This is a genomic window from Micromonospora sp. NBC_01655 (genome assembly GCF_026339755.1).
Lineage (GTDB): Bacteria > Actinomycetota > Actinomycetes > Mycobacteriales > Micromonosporaceae > Micromonospora.
On sequence record NZ_JAPEQF010000001.1, the window covers coordinates 998,940 to 1,017,928 of the forward strand.

The 18,989-nt window shown below is 75.2% G+C and carries 14 protein-coding genes; 9 read left to right on the top strand and 5 right to left on the bottom strand.

Translation table 11 applies throughout. The annotated features are described in order from the left end of the window. Nucleotides 1-6 precede the first annotated feature (6 nt). Nucleotides 7-1,185, top strand: coding sequence for a MarP family serine protease (locus OOK41_RS04800; protein ID WP_266263105.1), 1,179 nt, complete (start codon nt 7-9; stop codon nt 1,183-1,185). Between the two features lie 20 nt (nt 1,186-1,205). Here OOK41_RS04800 and OOK41_RS04805 read toward each other — a convergent pair whose 3' ends face one another. The 3 genes from OOK41_RS04805 to eccCa form a co-directional block, all read right to left on the bottom strand. Continuing rightward, a complete protein-coding gene (locus OOK41_RS04805; RefSeq protein ID WP_266263106.1) occupies nt 1,206-2,018 on the bottom strand; it encodes a phosphatase PAP2 family protein in 813 nt (270 codons plus the stop codon). Between the two features lie 71 nt (nt 2,019-2,089). Next, nucleotides 2,090-3,442, bottom strand: a complete 1,353-nt coding sequence (gene mycP, locus OOK41_RS04810; protein ID WP_117664766.1) for a type VII secretion-associated serine protease mycosin — start codon at nt 3,440-3,442, stop codon at nt 2,090-2,092. 111 nt (nt 3,443-3,553) lie between these two features. After that, nucleotides 3,554-7,540 (bottom strand): type VII secretion protein EccCa, encoded by a 3,987-nt coding sequence (gene eccCa / locus OOK41_RS04815; RefSeq protein ID WP_266263107.1) that lies wholly within the window; start codon nt 7,538-7,540, stop codon nt 3,554-3,556. A 102-nt stretch (nt 7,541-7,642) separates the two neighbouring features. Between eccCa and eccD the strand changes: the two genes are divergently transcribed. Further along, nucleotides 7,643-9,043 carry a type VII secretion integral membrane protein EccD gene (gene eccD / locus OOK41_RS04820; RefSeq protein WP_117664768.1) on the top strand — a complete coding sequence of 467 codons (1,401 nt, stop codon included), beginning with the start codon at nt 7,643-7,645 and terminating at the stop codon, nt 9,041-9,043. 31 nt (nt 9,044-9,074) lie between these two features. Here the strand turns inward: eccD and OOK41_RS04825 are convergent, their stop codons facing one another. Then, nucleotides 9,075-9,581 (bottom strand): inorganic diphosphatase, encoded by a 507-nt coding sequence (locus OOK41_RS04825; protein WP_117664769.1) that lies wholly within the window; start codon nt 9,579-9,581, stop codon nt 9,075-9,077. A gap of 543 nt (nt 9,582-10,124) precedes the next feature. On the opposite strand from OOK41_RS04825, the gene dacB reads away from it, so the two are divergent. The 3 genes from dacB (at nt 10,125) to tilS (ending at nt 13,719) form a co-directional block, all read left to right on the top strand. After that, a complete protein-coding gene (gene dacB, locus OOK41_RS04830; RefSeq protein ID WP_266267731.1) occupies nt 10,125-11,558 on the top strand; it encodes a D-alanyl-D-alanine carboxypeptidase/D-alanyl-D-alanine-endopeptidase in 1,434 nt (477 codons plus the stop codon). A gap of 81 nt (nt 11,559-11,639) precedes the next feature. Beyond that, nucleotides 11,640-12,707 (top strand): zinc-dependent metalloprotease, encoded by a 1,068-nt coding sequence (locus OOK41_RS04835; RefSeq protein WP_117664771.1) that lies wholly within the window; start codon nt 11,640-11,642, stop codon nt 12,705-12,707. 10 nt (nt 12,708-12,717) lie between these two features. Continuing rightward, entirely contained in the window at nt 12,718-13,719 is a 1,002-nt protein-coding gene (gene tilS, locus OOK41_RS04840) for a tRNA lysidine(34) synthetase TilS (RefSeq protein ID WP_266263108.1), read from the top strand. A 232-nt stretch (nt 13,720-13,951) separates the two neighbouring features. Here tilS and OOK41_RS04845 read toward each other — a convergent pair whose 3' ends face one another. Then, nucleotides 13,952-14,914 (bottom strand): GlxA family transcriptional regulator, encoded by a 963-nt coding sequence (locus tag OOK41_RS04845; protein ID WP_266263109.1) that lies wholly within the window; start codon nt 14,912-14,914, stop codon nt 13,952-13,954. 150 nt (nt 14,915-15,064) lie between these two features. Here OOK41_RS04845 and OOK41_RS04850 point away from each other — a divergent pair, with 150 nt between their 5' ends. From OOK41_RS04850 to folE, 4 genes are all read left to right on the top strand, one after another. After that, entirely contained in the window at nt 15,065-15,202 is a 138-nt protein-coding gene (locus OOK41_RS04850; protein WP_266263110.1) for a hypothetical protein, read from the top strand. Nucleotides 15,203-15,302: 100 nt separating this feature from the next. Beyond that, nucleotides 15,303-15,875 carry a hypoxanthine phosphoribosyltransferase gene (gene hpt / locus OOK41_RS04855; protein WP_117664775.1) on the top strand — a complete coding sequence of 191 codons (573 nt, stop codon included), beginning with the start codon at nt 15,303-15,305 and terminating at the stop codon, nt 15,873-15,875. Nucleotides 15,876-16,262: 387 nt separating this feature from the next. Next, nucleotides 16,263-18,278: an ATP-dependent zinc metalloprotease FtsH gene (gene ftsH, locus OOK41_RS04860; protein WP_117664776.1), complete on the top strand. Its 2,016-nt coding sequence runs from the start codon at nt 16,263-16,265 to the stop codon at nt 18,276-18,278. A gap of 71 nt (nt 18,279-18,349) precedes the next feature. After that, nucleotides 18,350-18,976, top strand: coding sequence for a GTP cyclohydrolase I FolE (gene folE / locus OOK41_RS04865; protein ID WP_117664934.1), 627 nt, complete (start codon nt 18,350-18,352; stop codon nt 18,974-18,976). Nucleotides 18,977-18,989: the final 13 nt, after the last annotated feature.

An 18,989-nucleotide genomic window follows, 5' to 3' on the forward strand; every position in this document is an offset into this window, starting at 1 on the left:
TGGGGCGTGTCCGCCGTGGATCTCGTCCTGCTCCTGCTCATGCTCGTGTTCGCGATCAGCGGATACCGTCAGGGCTTCGTCATCGGGGTGCTGTCGTTCTCCGGCTTCTTCGTGGGCGCGCTCGTCGGTCTCCAGGTCGGCCCGCTGCTGGCCCGGCAGTTCGTGGACAGCGGCGCCCGGGTGCTGATCTCCCTCGTCGCGGTCTTCGGGCTGGCCGTGGTGGGTCAGGCGCTGGCCGGCTGGCTCGGCTCACACCTGCGCCAGACGATCACCAGCGACGTCGGCAGGCGGGCCGACGACATCGGCGGGGCGGTCGTCTCACTCGTCGCCGTCATGCTGGTGGCCTGGCTGGTGGCCGTGCCGCTGGGCTCGTCGTCGCTGCCCTGGCTCGCCTCCTCGGTGCGCAACAGCGCGCTGCTCACCGTGGTCGACCGGGTGCTGCCGGACAAGGCGCAGGAGCTGTCCAACGCGCTGCGGGACACGGTGGACACGAATGGCTTCCCGGACGTCTTCGGCGACCTCGCGCCCACCCGGGCCCGGCAGGTCGACCCGCCCGACCCGGCGCTCGCCGGCTCCGAGGTGGTCGCCAACGGCCGGCGCTCGGTGGTCAAGGTGCTGGGCTCCGCGCCGAGCTGCGCCCGCCGCATCGAGGGCTCCGGCTTCGTGTACGCCGACGACCGGGTGATGACCAACGCGCACGTGGTGGCCGGCACCCGCTCGGTGGCCGTGGAGCTGGGCGGCGACCGGTACGACGGTGAGGTCGTCGTCTACGACCCCAACCGTGACCTGGCCGTGCTGCGGGTGCCGGGCCTGCCCGGCCCGTCCCTGCGCTTCGCCGCCGGCAACGCGGGCAGCGGGGCGGACGCGATCGTGCTGGGCTTCCCGCTGGACGGGCCGTACAACGCCCAGTCGGCCCGGGTGCGCGACGTCGACCGGATCACCGGTCCGGACATCTACTCCTCGGGCGACGTCACCCGGGAGATCTACACGATCCGGGCGCTGGTCCGCAGCGGCAACTCGGGCGGTCCGCTGCTCTCCTCGAACGGCCTGGTGCTCGGGGTGATCTTCGCGGCGGCGGCGGACGACCCGAACACCGGCTTCGCGGTGACCGCGGCCGAGGCCCGCCCGGTGGCGCTGGCCGGCGCCGAGCGCACCCGCCCGGTCGGCACCGGCGAGTGCACCTGACACGGCCCGTGGCCCGGTCGCTACGCCGGCCCGCCCTCCGGCCCCGGCCGGCCCGCCTCGTCGGCCAGCTCGGGCTCGACGCCCTCGGTCGCGGGGTGCGACGGGCGGCGGCCCGTGCGGGCCCGCCAGGTGCGGAAGGCGGCCGTCGTGGCGGCCACCGTCGCAGCGCCCAGCAGCCAGCCGCCGATCACGTCGCTGGTCCAGTGCACGCCCAGCGCCACCCGGCTCACCCCGGTCAGGCCGGCGACCACGACGGCGGCGGCCCACAGCGCCCACCGGGCGGCGGGACGCTTCCGGGCGTACGGGAGGAAGATCAGCAGCAGCACCCCGGCGGCCAGGGTGGCGTTCAGCGCGTGCCCGGAGGGGAACGAGTAGCCGGCGGCCCGGGCCACCGGGTCGAGCAGGTCCGGCCGGTCCCGGCCGACCAGCAGCTTGAGCAGCGCGCCCAGCAGGCCGCCCACGGCCATCGTGGTGACCGCCCACCAGGCCAGCCGCAGGGCGCGCCGGTAGTACAGCCAGACCACCACGGCGAGCACGGCGACCCGCAGCGGCCCGGGGCCGAAGACGTTGGTCCAGCCGGTCATGAACCACACCCAGCCGGGATGGCCGAGGGCGTACCCGTGCAGGGCGTCCGTCACCGCGGCGTCCAGCCGGTGCAGCGGCGCCCAGGCGCCCAGCACCAGCATGGCGAGCAGGGCGAACGGCACCAGGACCAGGAAGGCCGCAGTGGCGGCGAGGGTGAGCCGTAGCCCCAGCGACCGGTCCTGGTCGAGGCGGCGGGCCCGCCACGACGGGGACGCCGACGCGGGGGTGTGCTGACCGGGCGTGCTCATGCCGGATGCCTACCCAGCCGGGCGCCGGAGCAGGCCGGCCGGCGCCGACGGAACCCGACGGTGGCGACCGGTCAGCGGACCGACCGGCGGAGGCGGCGGGCCACCAGCACGGCCCCGGTGGCCAGGGCGGCGAAGGCGGCGACGCTCGTCCAGAGCTGTCCCGGGTCGGAGCCGTCCGAGCCGCCGGCCGGCCGGGCCGTCCAGCGGGTCTGCTGGCGGGGCGCGGTGAAGCCGAGCGGGTCCGCGCCGGCGCCGGCGACCGGCTCCTCGGCGGTGCCGGGCGCCGGGCCGAAGCCCACCACACCGGGGGAGGTCTGGTCGTCGAGCGGGTTGCGCTGCACCGGCGGCACGGCGGCGGTGAGCGCGGCGACCGGGTCGACCACGCCGTACCCGAAGCGGTCGTCGCGGCCGGCGGGCCCGATGTCCCGTGCGGTGCTGATCAGGCGGTTCACCACCTCGCCGGCGGACATCTGCGGCCAGTGGGCCCGGACCAGGGCGGCGGTGGCGGCGACGAGCGGGGCCGCGAAGCTGGTGCCCTGCACCCGCCAGTATCCGCCCGGCCGGGCCCCGACCAGGCCGGCGGCCGGCGCGGTGAGGACCGTGGCGTCGCCGGTGATCGAACCGGACCAGAGGTTGTCGCTGGCGCGTTCCAGGCCGGCGACGGCGATCACGCCCGGCTCCCGGGCCGGGTACCAGACCTTGGTGTCGGCGGACACGGCCAGGTTGCCGGTGCAGGCGACCACCACCACGTCCCGGACGAACGCGTAGTCCAGCGCCGCCGCCAGGGCGGGGCTGTCGCCGCTGCCGCCGAGGGACAGGTTGATCACCCGGGCGCCGTTGTCGACGGCCCACCGGACTCCCTTCGCGACGATCATCGCGTCGTCGTACCGGTTCTCGTCGTCGAGGACCCGCACCGGGAGGATCTTCGCGTCGGGGGCCAGCCCGACCGCGCCGCGCCTGTCGTCGTCGCGCCCGGCGATCAGGCCGGCCACCGTCGTGCCGTGCCCGACCGGGTCCGGGCCCTCGTCGGTGTCGCCGTCGTCGACCAGGTCGATGCCGGGCAGCACCTGACCGGTCAGGTCCGGGTGCGAACCGTCCACCCCGGAGTCGATCACCGCCACGGTCACGCCGCGCCCGGTCGAGGTGCGCCAGGCGGTCGACGCCCGCAGCTCGTCGAGCTGCCACTGCTCGTCGCGGACCTGGTCGGCCCGGGCCGGGGTGTCCACCGGCGACGCCCGCCAGGGCGCCGACCCGGCCGGCGGCGCGGCGAGCGCGGCGGGGCGGGCCGGCGCGGCGAGGGCCGGGGGCGGAACCGGACCGATGAGCGACACCGCGAGCGCCGTCGCGCCGAGCAGCGCGTGGCGGGTGAGCCGTCGCGCCGTCGTCGGACGGCCCTGCCGATCCCCAGTCACATTCCCAGCCATTCATCGCGGCGAACACATGCAGCTCGGAGATTACCGGTTCTTTCCTCCGTCACGCGCCGATCCGGCAACAGGTCACCGGGAGCGCCGCAGACGCGGGGGCGGTGCGGGCGTTCACTGCGGAGGGAGATGGGCGAGCTGGACCAGGCGTACGCCCTCCCGCCGGGTCACCAGCCGGGCCCGTCCGGGCGGGAGCGGGCCGGGCCGGACCTGGCCGACCAGCGGCCCCTCGTCCGGGCTGCCGGCCATCACCAGGCCCGGGGTGGACAGCTCGCGCAGCCGCTGGAGGAACTGGTCGTAGCCGCGGGTGGCGCCGCCGGCCCGGCGGGCCAGCACCAGGTGCAGGCCGATGTCCCGGGCCTGCGGCAGGTACTCCTCCAGCGCCCGCAGCGGGTTGACCGGCCCGCTGGCCACCAGGTCGTAGTCGTCGACCAGCACGAACAACTCCGGCCCCGACCACCACGACCGCTCGCGTAGCTGGGCCGGGGTGATGTCCGGGCCGGGCAGCCGGCGCTGCATGTACCCGGCGGCCGACTCGATCAGCTCGGCGGTGCGGGCGGCGGCGGTGCCGTAGCCGATCCGGTGCTCCGTCTCGACTGCGCCGAGCAGGCTGCGCCGGTAGTCCACCAGGATCACCCGGGCCTGGGCGGGGGTGAACCGGCCCACGACGGTGGCGGCCAGCGCCCGCAGGAACGACGACTTGCCGCACTCGGCGTCCCCGAAGACCAGCAGGTGCGGCTCGGTGGCGAAGTCGAGCACCACCGGGCGCAGGTCCGCCTCGGCGATCCCGACCGGCACCGCCAGCCCGGTCGTGGCGGCCAGGTCCAGCTCCGCGTACGGCAGCACCGGCGGGAGCAGCCGGACCCGGGGCGCGACCGGCCCGGTCCAGGCCCCGGCGACCGCCTTCACCAGCGTGGCGGTCTCCCCGTCCGGCCCGGCCAGCCGGGGCAGCGCGGTGAGGAAGTGCAGGCCCTCGCCGGTCATGCCCCGGCCGGGCGCCTTGTCCGGCACCCCCGCCGCCGACGCCCGCCGGACCAGCAGCGAGTCCGACGGGTCGCCCAGGCGCAGCTCCAGGCGGGAGCCGAACAGGTCCCGGACGGCGGGGCGGAAGTCCGTCCAGCGCAGCGCGCTGGCCACCACGTGCAGCCCGTACGACAGCCCCCGGGTGGCCAGCTCGGTGACCAGGGGCTCCAGGTCGTCGTACTCGGTGCGCAGGGTGCCCCAGCCGTCCACCACGAGGAACACGTCGCCGAACGGGTCGGCGGCCGGCTGGCCGGCGGCGGCGAGGGCGGCCCGCCGCTGCCGGTACGCCGCCATCGACTCCACCCCCAGCTCGGCGAAGCGGCGCTCCCGGTCGGCCAGCAGGGTGGCCATCTCCCCGACGGTGCGCCGCACGGCGGTCGGGTCGGTCCGGCCGGACACCCCGCCGACGTGCGGCAGGTCGCGCAGCGCGGCCAGGCCCCCGCCGCCGAAGTCCAGGCAGTACACCTGCGCCTCGACCGGCGTGTGGGTCAGCGCCAGCGCGCAGACCAGGGTGCGTAGCAGGCCCGACTTGCCGCTCTGCGGACCGCCGACCACGCCGACGTGTCCGGCCGATCCGCCGAGGGTCAGCCAGAGCAGGTCCCGGCGCTGCTCGAACGGCTTGTCGACGACGGCCACCGGCACCTGGAGCGCGCCGTGCAGCTCCGGGTTGGCGGAGCCCAGCCCGCGCGCCGGGTCGGCGCCGACCGGCCCGAGCAGCTCGTCGAGGGTGGGTGCGACGTCCAGCGGCGGCAGCCACACCTGGTGCGCCGGCGGTCCCTGCCCGGCCAGCCGCCCCACCAGCACGTCGAGCAGGCTCGCGGCGCCGGGGTCCGCCTCGGCGGCGGCCGTCGGGGCGGGGACGGCCGGCTCCGGCACCGGCACCGCGTGGGTGGAGAAGGCGAGCAGGCGGGGCACGCCGGCCGCGCCGGGTCCCGCCGCGCCGTCGGGGCGGCGCAGCACGCCGGAGACGTACGCGGCCTTGAAGCGCACCAAGGGCTCGGTGCCGAAGCGCAGGTAGCCGTGCCCCGGTGAGCGGGGCAGCTCGTGCGCGTCGGGCACCCCGAGGACCGTGCGCGACTCCAGCGCCGAGAAGGTGCGCAACCCGATCCGGTACGACAGGTGGGTGTCCAGGCCGCGCAGCCGCCCCTCCTCCAGCCGCTGGCTGGCCAGCAGCAGGTGCACCCCCAGCGACCGGCCCAGGCGGCCGATCTGCACGAACAGGTCGATGAAGTCCGGCTTGGCCGAGAGCAGCTCGGAGAACTCGTCGCAGATCAGCAGCAGCGACGGCAGCGGGGCCAGCGGGTTGCCGGCCGCCCGGGCCCGCTCGTAGTCGCGCAGGCTGGCGAAGTTCCCGGCCCGGCGCAGCAGCTCCTGGCGGCGGACCAGCTCCCCGTTGATCGCGTCGACCATCCGGTCGACCAGCGGCAGCGCGTCGGCCAGGTTGGTGATCACCGCGGCGGTGTGCGGCAGCCGGTCGAACGAGGCGAAGGTGGCTCCGCCCTTGAAGTCGACCAGCACGAAGTTGAGCTGCTCGGAGCTGTGCGTGGCGGCCAGCCCGAGGACCAGGGTGCGCAGCAGCTCGGACTTGCCGGAGCCGGTGGCCCCGATCAGCAGCCCGTGCGGGCCCATCCCGTCCTGGGCGGACTCCTTGAGGTCCAGCTCGATCGCCCCACCGTCGGTGCCCACCCCGATCGGCACCCGCAGCCGGTCCCGGGCCGACCTGGGCGTCCAGCCCTGCTCGGCGGTGAAGCCCTCCGGGTCGCCGATGCCGAGCAGCTCGGGCAGGCCCAGCTCGGCGTTGACCGGGGCGTCCGGCCCGCGTACGGCGGTGGCCAGCCGCAGCGGGGCCAGCCGGCGGGCGACCGCCTCCGCGTCGGCGGGCGCCAGCCCGTCGGCGGCGCCCACCTCGGCGTGCCCCTCGGCGGAGTGCGAGTGCAGCCGGCCGCCGCGCAGGTCGAGCAGGAGGGCGTACCGGTCGAGCAGGCGGGGCGGCGGGGTGTCCAGGTCGACGACCGTGACCGCGTCGATGCCGCCGTCGCCGACCAGGTCGGTGGCGCCGGTCAGGTCGCCGCCGTCGAGCACCACCACGACGTGCGGTCCGTCGGTCGCCGGGCCGGCCGGGCTGAACCGGGACCGGCTGGCCAGCACGTCGTCGAGGAGCCGCTCCAGCTCGGGGGCGGAGCTGGTGACCAGGCGGACCGGCCCGACGGCGTCGACGCGGGTGGGGTGGTGGGCGTGCGGCAGCCACTTGACCCACTCCCAGAGCGCCCGCCGCTCCGGCCCGGCGCAGACCGCGACCAGCAGCTCGTCCGGGGCGTGGAAGACCGCGAGCTGGGTGAGCAGGGCCCGGGCCAGCGCCTGGGCGTCGGGCGACCCGGTGCCGGGCCGGACCGCCCCGTCGGTGCCCTGGCGGGCCGGCTCGCCCCGGACGTGGACCCGGGCGAAGCTGCGCAGCGACAGCGCCACCGGCAGGTCCGGCACCACCGAGTACGCGTCCAGGAAGCGACGCAGCGCGCCGGCGGTCATCGGCTCCAGCTCCTCCAGCGGCCGGGTGACCGGAGGGACCAGCGGGGTGGCCAGGGTCTGCGGGCCGAGGCCCACCCGGACCACGGCGAAGTCCGGGTCGGCCGGCCGGCGCTCCCACACCCGGTGGCTGTCGACGGTCGACCAGAGCCGGGCCGGGTCGGGGTGCCGATAGTGCAGGCCGGCCCGCTGCTGCCCGGCGGTCTGCCGGACCCGGCGGCGCAGCGTGGTGAGGTGCCGCAGGTACTCCCGCCGGGCGGCCATCAGCTCCGACTTCTTCGGGGTGCCGGCGGCGCTGCCCCACGAGGTCACCAGCATCGCCACCGAGGAGAGCCCGAACATCCCGCCGACCACGTAGGAGTACGCCCCACCGCCCCGGCCGAACATCATCGCCATCGCGACCGTCCCGCCCAGCATCGGCAGCACCATCAGCGCCTGCTGCCAGCGGCTGCCGGTGCCGGCGGGGATCTCCGGTGGCGCCTCGACGGGCAGCTCGCCGAGCGGGATCTCCGGCGCCGGTCGCCGGGGCGGTCGCTTGATGACGACAGTGGACACTCGGCCTCCCCCACAGCGCTCGGTAACCCGAGCCTGGCTCATGGTAGGTAAAGTCCTTCCGTCCGCGCAGCCACCGTCCCCCTTCGATATGGAGATGCGCCGATGACATCCGGGCTGGCCCGTGTCACGATCAGCGCCCCCCGGCGCCGGGTCGACGTCGCCCTGCCGGAACAGGTCCCCCTCGGCGAGCTACTGCCCGAGGTGCTCCGGCACGCCGGCGACGGGCTGGCCGACGACGGGGAGCGGCACGGCGGCTGGGTGCTGCGCCGCACCGACGGCGCGGTGCTGCTCACGGCCCAGGCGCTGCTACCCCAGGGGGTCCGCGACGGCGAGGTGCTGCACCTGGTGCCGGCCCGCGCCGAGTGGCCCGAGCTGGAGTACGACGACGTGGTCGAAGCGATCGTCGACGGGGCCCGCCGCCGGGGTGCCGCCTGGTCGCCGGCCGCCACCCGGGCCGCAGCCCTGGCCGGGGCGGCCGTCCCGCTCGCCGTCGGGCTGCTCGCCGTGCTCGCCGCCGGGCCCGGGCACCGGACCGGCTGGCCCGTCACGGTCGCGGTGGCGCTGCTGCTCACCCTCGCCGGCACGGTCGCCTCCCGGGCGTACGGCGACGGCGTCACCGGCGCCACGCTGGGCGGCTACGCCCTGCCGTACGCCGCCGCGGCCGGCGCCCTCGCGGTCAGCTCGGGCGACCCGGTCGGCCCGGTCCCGCCGCTGCGTTGGCTGGGCGCCCCCGAACTGCTGGCCGGCGCGGTGGCGCTGCTGCTGGTGGCGGTGCTCGGCCTGCTCGGGGTGGCCAGCCGGGTCCGCGTCTTCGTGGCCGGCGCGACCGTCGGGGCGGCCGGCGCGCTCGCCGCGCTCGGCGGGCTGGCGCTGCCGGCCGAGGGCGCCGCGGCGGTGCTGGTCTGCGTCCTGGTCTTCGCGTTGGGCGGGCTGCCGCTGCTGGCCATCCGGCTGGGCAAGCTGCCGCTTCCGCCGATCACCCTGCCCGGCGACGGTGGCCCCGGCGCCGAGGCCGCCCGGGACCTGCCCGACCGGGCCCGGGTGCACGCCGCCGTGGCCCGGACCGAGGAGATCCTCACCGGGATGCTGCTCGGGCACGCCGTGCTGGCGGCCGGGGCGGCGGCGGTGCTCGCCGCGACGGGCGGGGTCGCCGGCCGGCTGCTGGCGGCGGTCGCCTCCGCCGTGCTGCTGCTGCGCTCCCGGCTCTTCGTGGCGCTGCGCCACCGGGTGCCCCCGGTGGCCGCCGGGCTGGCCGGGGCCACCCTGCTCGGCGGGGTGCTCGCCGTGGGCGCCGGTCCGGCCGGGGGGCTGTCACTGGCCGTCGGCGGGCTGGTCGTGGCCCTGGTCGCCGTGGCCGCCGGCACCACGTACGCCCGGCGGCCCGTGTCGCCGTACGTCGGTCGGCTGGCCGACCTGACCGACACCGCGCTGGTGGTATCCGTGGTGCCGGTGGCCTGCGCCGTGCTCGACCTGTACGAACGGGCCCGGGGGCTGCTCGGCTGAGCGGCCACCGGGCCCGTCGACGTCGGGTGGGTCAGTGCGCGGGCTCGCCGCGCTCCTCGGCCTCCCGGGCGCGCCGGTACGACGCGTGGATCTCGGCCTCGGCCTCGACCCGGCCGACCCAGGTCGCGCCCTCGACCGACTTGCCGGGCTCCAGGTCCTTGTACACCTCGAAGAAGTGCTGGATCTCCAGCCGGTCGAACTCGCCCAGGTGGTGGATGTCGCGCAGGTGCTCCTGGCGCGGGTCCTCGTAGGGCACGCAGAGGACCTTGTCGTCCCCGCCCTTCTCGTCGGTCATCCGGAACATGCCGATGGTGCGGCAGCGGATCAGGCAGCCGGGAAAGGTCGGCTCGGGGACCAGCACGAGCGCGTCCAGCGGGTCGCCGTCCTCGCCCAGGGTGCCCTCGATGAACCCGTAGTCCGCCGGATACTGCGTGGACGTGAAGAGGGTACGGTCCAGCCTGATCCGGCCGGTCGCGTGGTCCACCTCGTACTTGTTGCGGTGACCCTTGGGGATCTCAACCGTGACGTCGAAATCCATCTCCCACGCTCCTCGTCTGCCCACGCTGGCTAACGGAAACCAGTGGCGCCGCTCTCCGGGCAGAGTGAATACCCACCCGCCCGCTCCGGCCGCCGCATAGTCTTCGGACCGAAGTAGTGTCACCCAAGCTGTTTTCCACGCGGGGAGGAGGGGGTCGTGGGGAGGGAAGATTCACACTACCGCCCGGAGGGGGTCGACGGGCGGAAGGGCGGACATCCGCGCTCCGGGGGCGCGACCGGCCGGGTCCCGGTGCCCGAGGCGCACGTCCCCCGTACCCCCGCGCCGCCCCCTGCCGACGAGGTGGACGCCGACGCCACGGCCCGGCTCACCGGGACCGGGGAGCGGCCCCCGCCGCCCGTGTGGCGACCCCCGGCCCGGCCGTCCGCGGCCGGCCGGTTCCCGGACCCGGACCCGGACCCGGCCTCCCCGGCCGCCGGCCCGGACGCCCCGGCGCCGGCCGCCACGCCGGAACCGGCCGGTGAGCCGCCGGCCGGGCCGCCCCCGGGGTACGACCGGTCGCCGGCCCGCCGCCGACGCCTTCCAGTGGCCGTGCTGGCCGTGGTGCTGCTGCTCGCCCTGGTCGGGGCCGGGCTGGCGGTGGTCCGGCCCGGTCCGGTCGCCGGCTGGCTCGGTGCGGACCGGCCCAACCCGCGGACGACCGCCGAGGCCGCCGAGCCGGAGCCGGTCCCGGTGCTCGCCGGCCCGGACGCCAACGCCCCCGAGCCGACCCCGGACGGGGTACGCGCCGCCCTCGAACCGCTGCTGCGGGCCCCCGAACTGGGCAGCCGGGTCAACGTGTCGGTGGCCGACGTGACGACGGGCCGGTCGCTCTATGCGCGGGGCGGCGACGACGGCACCGTCCCCGCCTCGGTGACCAAGCTGGCCACCGCCGTCACCGTGCTGGAGGCCCGCGGGCCCGACCACCGCATCCCCACCCGGGCGGTGGCCGGCGCGAACCCGGGCGAGGTGGTCCTCGTCGGCGGCGGCGACCCGACCCTCGCGGTCGACGGCGACGGGTTCTATCCCGACGCGGCCCGCCTCGACGACCTGGCCAGGCAGGTCAAGCAGGCGCTCGGCGGCACCGCGCCGACCCGGGTCACCGTCGACTCCTCGCTGTTCCCGGGCCCGGTGTACGGCCCCGGCTGGGACCCGGACATCCCCACCGGTGGGTTCGGCGCGGCGATCAGCGCGCTGATGACCGACGGCGCGCGCCGGGACCCGCGGACCGCGAAGAAGAACTTCGACGCCAGCCACGGCTGGGCGGAGCGGGCCGCACAGCCGGACCTGGCGGCCGGCCGCGCCTTCGCCGGGCTGCTCGGGCTCACCGGGGCCGCCGCCGAGGTGAAGCGGGGTACCGCCCCGGCCGCCGGCGCGGCCCCGTCCGCCGCGGCTCCCGCGCCCGGCGCCGAACTGGGCAAGGTCGAGTCGCTACCGATGATCCGGCTGGTCGACCTGATGATCACCGACAGCGACAACGTGATCGCCGAGGCCATGGCCCGGCAGGTCGCGCTGGCCCGCGACCAGCCGGCGTCCTTCGTGGGCGGGGCGGCGGCGATGGACATCGTGATCGGCGAGTTGGGCCTGTCGGCCGACGAGATCACCCTCTCCGACGGCAGCGGGCTGTCCCGGAGCAACCGGATCAGCCCGTCGCTGCTGACCGACCTCATCGCGCTCGCCGGCAACGGCACCCACCCGGAGTTGGCCGCCATCTTCGGCGGCCTGCCGGTCGCCGCCTGGTCGGGCACCCTCGGCGGGCGGTACCAGGTGCCGGCCACGGAGGCCGGGGCCGGCGTGGTCCGGGCCAAGACCGGCACGCTGACCCGGGTGCACGCCATCGCCGGGCTGGTCACCACCGCCGACGGCCGGCTGCTCACGTTCGCCGTGCTCACCGACCAGGTGCCGCCCGACTCGCTCGACGACACCCGGCGGGCCCTCGACCGGATCACCTCCGCGCTGGCCCGCTGCGGCTGCCGCTGAGCCGACCGGGACCCCTTTTGCGGGGTCATGTCCTGTCCTCGGCGAAAGGTGGGGGTGTTCCGGCGCGGGTACGGTGGGTGCATGGCGCAGTTCGTGGACTGGGATCTGGCCGCCGCGACCGCGGGGGCGTTGAGCAAGTCGGGGCCCCGGGTGTCGTACGCCGAGGCCACCGAGGTGGTCTCCGACCTGCGGCGGCTGACCGACGAGGCGGCCGGGCACGTGGCCGACTACACCGGGCTCCGTTCGCAGGTGGCGCACCCGCCGGTACGGGTGGTGGACCGGCGGGACTGGGCGGCGACCAACATCGCCGGCCTCCGCGAGGTGATCACCCCGCTGGTCGGCCGGCTCGCCGGCGACAAGCAACCCGGCCCGCTCACCGAGGCGATCGGCTCCCGGGTCACCGGGGTCCAGGCCGGCACCGTGCTGGCGTACCTGTCGGGCCGGGTCCTGGGCCAGTACGAGGTCTTCTCCGCCGAGCCCGGCCAGTTGCTGCTGGTCGCGCCGAACATCGTCGAGGTGGAGCGGAAGCTGGAGGCCGACCCGCGTGACTTCCGGCTCTGGGTGTGCCTGCACGAGGTGACCCACCGCACCCAGTTCACGTCGGTGCCCTGGATGCGGGCCTACTTCCTCGGCGAGGTGCAGGCCTTCGTGGACGCCTCGCAGGGCGGCGAGCACCTCGTCGAGCGGCTGCGCCGGGGGGTGGCCACCCTCTCCGACGCGGTCAGGGACCCGGAGAGCCGGGCCAGCGTGCTGGACATCGTGCAGACTCCCGCCCAGCGGGCCGTGCTCGACCGGCTCACCGCGCTGATGACCCTGCTGGAGGGGCACGCCGAGTTCGTGATGGACGGCGTCGGCCCGCAGGTCATCCCCAGCGTCGAGCGGATCCGGGCCGGGTTCAACCGGCGCCGGGAGACGGGCAACCCGCTGGAGAAGGCGATCCGCCGGCTGCTGGGCGTCGACGTCAAGATGCGCCAGTACGCCGAGGGCCGCAAGTTCGTCCACGGCGTCGTCGAGCGGGTCGGCATGGAGGGCTTCAACAAGATCTTCGGCTCCCCGTTGACCCTGCCCCGGCTGGAGGAACTGGGCGACCCGGACGCCTGGGTCGCCCGGGTGCACGGGCCGACCGGCGCCACCCCGACCGTCGGCTGACCGCACGCCGATGGCCGCGCTCGCCCCGCCGGTCGCCGCGATCCGGCTCGCGGTCCGCCGCGCGCTGACCGGGCTGGCCGGGGACGGGCCGGTGCTGGTCGCCTGCTCGGGCGGGGCCGACTCGCTCGCCCTGGCCGCCGCCACGGCGTTCGTCGCGCCCCGGCTCGGCCGGCGGGCCGGGCTCGTCACCGTCGACCACGCCCTCCAGGCCGGCTCCGACCGGCGGGCCGCCGCCGTGGCGGCCTGGGCCGGCGGGGCCGGGCTCGCGCCGGCCGAGGCGGTACGCATCGACGTCGCCGGCCGCCCCGGCGGGCCGGAGGCCGCCGCCCGCCAGGCGCGCTACGAGGCGCTGGCCGAGGCGGCCCGGCGGCACGGGGCGGCGGCGCTGCTCACCGGGCACACCCGCGACGACCAGGCGGAGACGGTGCTGCTCGCGCTGGCCCGGGGCGCCGGCCCCCGTGGGCTGGCCGGGATGCCGCCCCGGCGGGACCTGTCCGGGGTGCCGCTGCTGCGCCCCCTGCTCGACGTGACCCGGGAGCAGACCCGCAAGGCGTGCGCCGCGCTCGGACTGACCCCGTGGGAGGACCCGCACAACACCGACCCCTCGTACGCCCGGGCCCGGGTCCGGGCCGACGTGCTGCCCGCGCTGGTCCGGGCGCTCGGCCCCGCCGTGCTGGACAACCTCGCCCGGACGGCCCGCCTGGTGGCCGCCGACACCGCCGCCCTCGACGAGCTGGCCGCCGCCGCCCTGACCGGCGCGGCGGGGGTGCGGGACCCCGCCGGCGGGCTGGCGGTGCCGGCGCTGGCGGGGCTCGCCCCGGCGGTCCGGACCCGGGTGCTGCACGCCTGGGCGCGGGAGCTTGGCGCGGCACCCGCCGCGCTGTCCCACCGGCACGTCGCCGCGCTGGACGCGCTGGTCACCGACTGGCGGGGACAGTGCGCGACCCACCTGCCCGGCGGCATCCGGGTGGTCCGCCGCGCCGGCCGGCTCACCGCCGCCCCGACCGGCTGACCGGCTCGCCTGGCGGGCTCGCCGGGCTCTCCCGTCAGGGGCCGGGCACCGTCGGCATCGGCCCGTCGCCGGCGCGCATGATCGACTCCAGGTCAGTGACAAGGCGGTCTCGGCAACGGCGGGACGGGCCAGGTCACCGACATCGAGTGGATCGTGCTGGTGCTGGTGCTGGCCGACGGCGAGATCCGGCACCTCTTGGCCACCGCGTCCTCCGGGCCGCCGGCGACGGGGATCAGCCGGTCGTGGCGCGGTCGCGGAAGGTGGCCCGGTAGGCGTGCGGGGTGGTGCCCAGCCGGCGGGTGAAGTGGTGGCGCAGGGCCGCCGCGTCGCCGAAGCCGGCCCGGCCGGCCACGCCCTCCACGCTCAGGCCGGTCTCCTCCAGCAGCCGCCGGGCCAGCAACACCCGCTGGTTGGTCAGCCAGTCGTGCGGCGTGGTGCCGGTCTCGGCGCGGAACCGGCGGGCGAAGGTGCGCGGCGTCATCCCGGCCCGGGCGGCCAGGCCGTCGATGGTGACGGGGCGGTCCAGGTGACCCATCAGCCACGCCAGCACCGGTTCCAGGGTGGGTGCCTCGGGGGCCTTCGGGATGGGGGCCTCGATGTACTGGGACTGGCCGCCGTCGCGGTGCGGCGGGACGACCATCCGACGGGCCAGCCGGGTGGCGATGGCCGAGCCGTGCTCCTGGCGTACCAGGTGGAGGCAGGCGTCGATGCCGGCGGCCGTGCCGGCGCTGGTCAGCAGGTTGCCGTCGGCCACGTAGAGCGAGTTGCACCGGATCCGGGCCCGGGGGTTGCGGCGCTGCAACTCGTCGACGTACCGCCAGTGGGTGGTGCACTCCCGGTCGTCGAGCAGCCCGGCCGCACCGAGCAGGAACGCCCCGGAGCAGACGCTCAGCACGTACGCGCCGCGGGCGTCGGCCCGGCGCAGTGCCGCCAGCACCGCCGGCGGCACGTCCGCGCCACCGCTGTGCGCGGGCACCGCGACCAGATCGGCCTCCTCGACGGGGGCGAGGTCGGCGTGCGGGATCAGGTGGAAGCCGGAGGCGGTACGCACCGGCGCGCCGTCCGCCGAACTGACGGTGAACCGGTAGCCGGGGAAACCGTCGGCGGTCCGGTCGGTGCCGAACACCTCGGCGAGCACCCCCAGCTCGAACGCGGCAACCTGGTCCAGGGCGACGACGGCGACGGAGCGGAGCATGTGACGAGGGTAACCGCACGGGTGGCAGAAAATCGAGGCTCAGTGGCATTCCTGCCACTGTCCGGCCCGGGGAAGACCGCGCAGACTGGTTCCAGTCCGGTGCGCACCGGCGGCGAAAATATCCGAAACCCCGCGAAAGCGAGCGCCGCCATGGGATTCCTGCTGCTTCTGCTCTTCCTGCTCCTCCTCGTCGCCGCCTCGGTCTCCGGCCTCGCCGCCGACAGTCGGGACTCGGCCGACTGGAAGCCCACCGACGAGGGCCGCCGGTGGCGATCCAGTATCTACTGACCCGGTTCGCGCCGGATGCGGAGAAAATCCCGGGCGGGACCGCGTCGAAAGGGGCGGCCCCGCCGACGGAGGGCATCCGGCGTACGGCAGGCTAGGAGTCATGGCTGACGGCTCCTGGTACGACGCCGACATCGACCACGTGATCATTTCCGAGGCGCAGATCCGCGAGAAGACGGCGGAGCTGGCCAAGCAGGTCTCGGCTGACTACGCCGGCGTCGATGGGCTCCTACTCGTCTGCGTGCTCAAGGGCGCGGTCATGTTCATGGCCGACTTCGCCCGCGCGCTGGGCCGGCAGGGTCCGCCCGCCGAACTGGACTTCATGGCCATCTCGTCGTACGGCCAGGGCACCACCTCCTCCGGCGTGGTGCGCATCCTCAAGGACCTGGACCGCGACATCGCCGGACGGCACGTCGTGGTCGTCGAGGACATCGTCGACTCCGGGCTGACCCTCTCCTGGCTGCTGCGCTACCTGGAGTCGCGCTCGGCGGCCAGCGTCGAGGTCGTCGCCCTGTTCCGCAAGCCGGACGCGGTCAAGGTCCCGGTGCCGGTGAAGTACGTCGGGTTCGACATCCCGACCGAGTTCGTCGTCGGCTACGGCCTGGACTTCGGCGAGCGGTACCGCGAGCTGCCCTACGTCGGCGTGCTCAAGCCCGAGGTCTACGCCCGGGCGTGAGCCCGGGCGAGGCCCGCTCGCATCGGCACCTGTCAAGCGGACGTTCAGCGCGCTCTCAGCTGATCGGTCTACGGTAGGGGTCGGTGGTGTGGAGGCTCCTCCACGCCCGGCCCTTCGACCCGCGTGACCGGGCGGTCGGATGACCGGGTGCGGAACTCCCGCCACGCCGGCTGAAACCCGGTTCGCCTTACGCGTAACTGCTGGGCTCGCAAGCTCACATGTCGCGCGCACGGTGTACCGTCGAGTGACCGTGGCGCGGCAGTTGCGCGCCCCGGGGTCGAGGCCGGCCCGCACGGCGGCTCCGGCCGCCGCCTCGGCGGCGACAAGCCATCAGACGGTCAGGACGTCGATCAGGAGGATGCGGGCGCCTCGGCGCTCGACGACAGCATGGAACGTACGCGTTTCTTCCGCCGACCGGTGGTCTGGATCATCCTGGTCATCCTCGGCGCCGTTGTGCTCAGTCAGCTGTTCACCGCTGGTCCCAGCTACCACCGCGTGGACACTTCCGTTGCGCTCGACCAGCTGCACACCGCCAAGATCAAGAAGGCGGTATTCCAGGACAAGGAGCAGACGCTCCAACTCGACCTGGAGAACAAGACCAAGTTCGGTGACACCAGCACCGACCGGATCGAGGCCCAGTTCCCGTACGAGGTGGGCGGCCAGGTCTGGAACGAGGTCCTCGACGCCAAGGCGGCCAACCGGATCACCGGCCCGGCCGACACCAAGGTGTCGTCCGACAGCGTCTGGGTGAGCCTGCTGGTCAACCTGCTTCCCATCGCGCTGCTCGTGCTCCTGCTGCTGTTCTTCATGTCGCAGATGCAGGGCGGCGGCTCCCGGGTGCTCAACTTCGGCAAGTCCAAGGCGAAGATGATCACCAAGGACACCCCGAAGACGACCTTCGCGGACGTCGCGGGCGCCGAGGAGGCCGTCGAGGAACTGCACGAGATCAAGGACTTCCTGCAGAACCCGGCGAAGTACCAGGCCCTGGGTGCCAAGATCCCGAAGGGCGTGCTGCTCTTCGGCCCGCCCGGTACCGGTAAGACGCTGCTCGCCCGCGCCGTCGCCGGCGAGGCCGGGGTGCCGTTCTACTCGATCTCCGGCTCCGACTTCGTCGAGATGTTCGTCGGCGTCGGCGCCAGCCGGGTCCGTGACCTGTTCGAGCAGGCCAAGTCCAACGCCCCGGCGATCGTCTTCGTCGACGAGATCGACGCCGTCGGCCGGCACCGTGGCGCCGGCATGGGCGGCGGCCACGACGAGCGCGAGCAGACCCTCAACCAGCTCCTCGTCGAGATGGACGGCTTCGACACCAAGGGCGGGGTCATCCTGATCGCCGCCACCAACCGGCCGGACATCCTCGACCCGGCGCTGCTGCGCCCGGGCCGGTTCGACCGGCAGATCCCGGTGGACGCCCCCGACATGGAGGGCCGCAAGGCCATCCTCCGGGTGCACGCCAAGGGCAAGCCGTTCGCCCCCGACGTCGACCTCGACGCGGTGGCCCGGCGGACCCCCGGCTTCAGCGGCGCCGACCTGGCCAACGTGATCAACGAGTCCGCGCTGCTCACCGCCCGCAAGGACCAGCGGGCGATCAGCAACGACTCCCTGGAGGAGTCGATCGACCGGGTGATCGCCGGTCCGCAGCGTCGGACCCGGGTGATGGGCGACCAGGAGAAGAAGATCACCGCGTACCACGAGGCCGGGCACGCGCTGGTCGCCTGGGCGCTGCCGCACGCCGCGCCGGTGCACAAGGTGACGATCCTGTCCCGTGGCCGCTCGCTGGGCCACACCCTGGTGCTGCCCACCGAGGACAAGTACACCCAGACCCGCGCCGAGATGGTCGACACCCTGGCGTACGCGCTGGGCGGCCGGGCCGCCGAGGAACTGGTGTTCCACGAGCCGACCACCGGCGCCGGCAACGACATCGAGAAGGCCACCGGGCTGGCCCGCGCGATGATCACCCAGTACGGCATGAGCTCCAAGCTCGGTGCGATCAAGTACGGCACCAGCGGGGATGAGCCGTTCCTCGGCCGCAACATGGGCCACGAGCGGGACTACTCCGACACGGTGGCCGCCGAGATCGACAGCGAGATGCGGGCGCTGATCGAGTTGGCCCACGACGAGGCCTGGGAGATCCTGGTGGAGTACCGGGACGTCCTGGACAGCATCGTGCTCGAACTGATCGAGAAGGAGACCCTCTCCACGGCCGACATGGCCCGGATCGCTGGCCGGGTGGTGAAGCGTCCGCCGATGGCCCCGTACAACGGCTTCGGCAAGCGCCAGCCCTCCACCGAGCCCCCGGTGCTCACCCCGACCGAGAAGGACGCGCTCAAGGCGCAGGCCCAGGCCGACGGCGCGGCTGTCAGCGGCGGCACGCCCAGCTCGAACAACTCGGACGGTACGCACTGAGCACCGACCCGAAGATCGGTCCCGAGGTCCCCACCCAGGGAGCCTCGTCGACCGAGCCCGACACCGACGGGCTGGACTACCTCGCCGCGCGCCTGGTCAACGGCAAGTTGACCGGGCGCCCGGTCGAGGAGGCCGTCGACCTGGCCCGGATCGAGAAGGCGGTCCGCGAGATCCTGATCGCGGTAGGGGAGGACCCCGACCGCGACGGTCTGGTCAAGACCCCGGCCCGGGTCGCCCGCGCGTACGCCGAGCTCTTCGCCGGCCTGCGGGTCGACCCGGCGCAGGTGCTCAGCACCACCTTCGAGGCAAACCACGAGGAGTTGGTGCTCGTCCGGGACATCGACATGATGAGCCTGTGCGAGCATCACCTGCTCCCGTTCCGCGGCAGCGCCCACATCGGCTACATCCCCGGGCCGGACGGCCGGATCACCGGGCTGTCCAAGCTGGCCCGGCTGGTCGAGGTCTTCGCCCGCCGGCCCCAGGTGCAGGAGCGGCTCACCTCGCAGATCGCCGACCTGCTGATGAGCAGGCTGGCCCCGCGCGGCGTCGTGGTGGTGCTCGAATGCGAGCACATGTGCATGGCGATGCGCGGCATCCAGAAGTCCGGGGCGAAGACGATCACCTCGGCGGTGCGTGGCACGCTCCAGCACGACGCGAAGTCCCGGGCCGAGGCGATGGCGCTGATCATCCCCCGCTGACCGCGGGATTCCC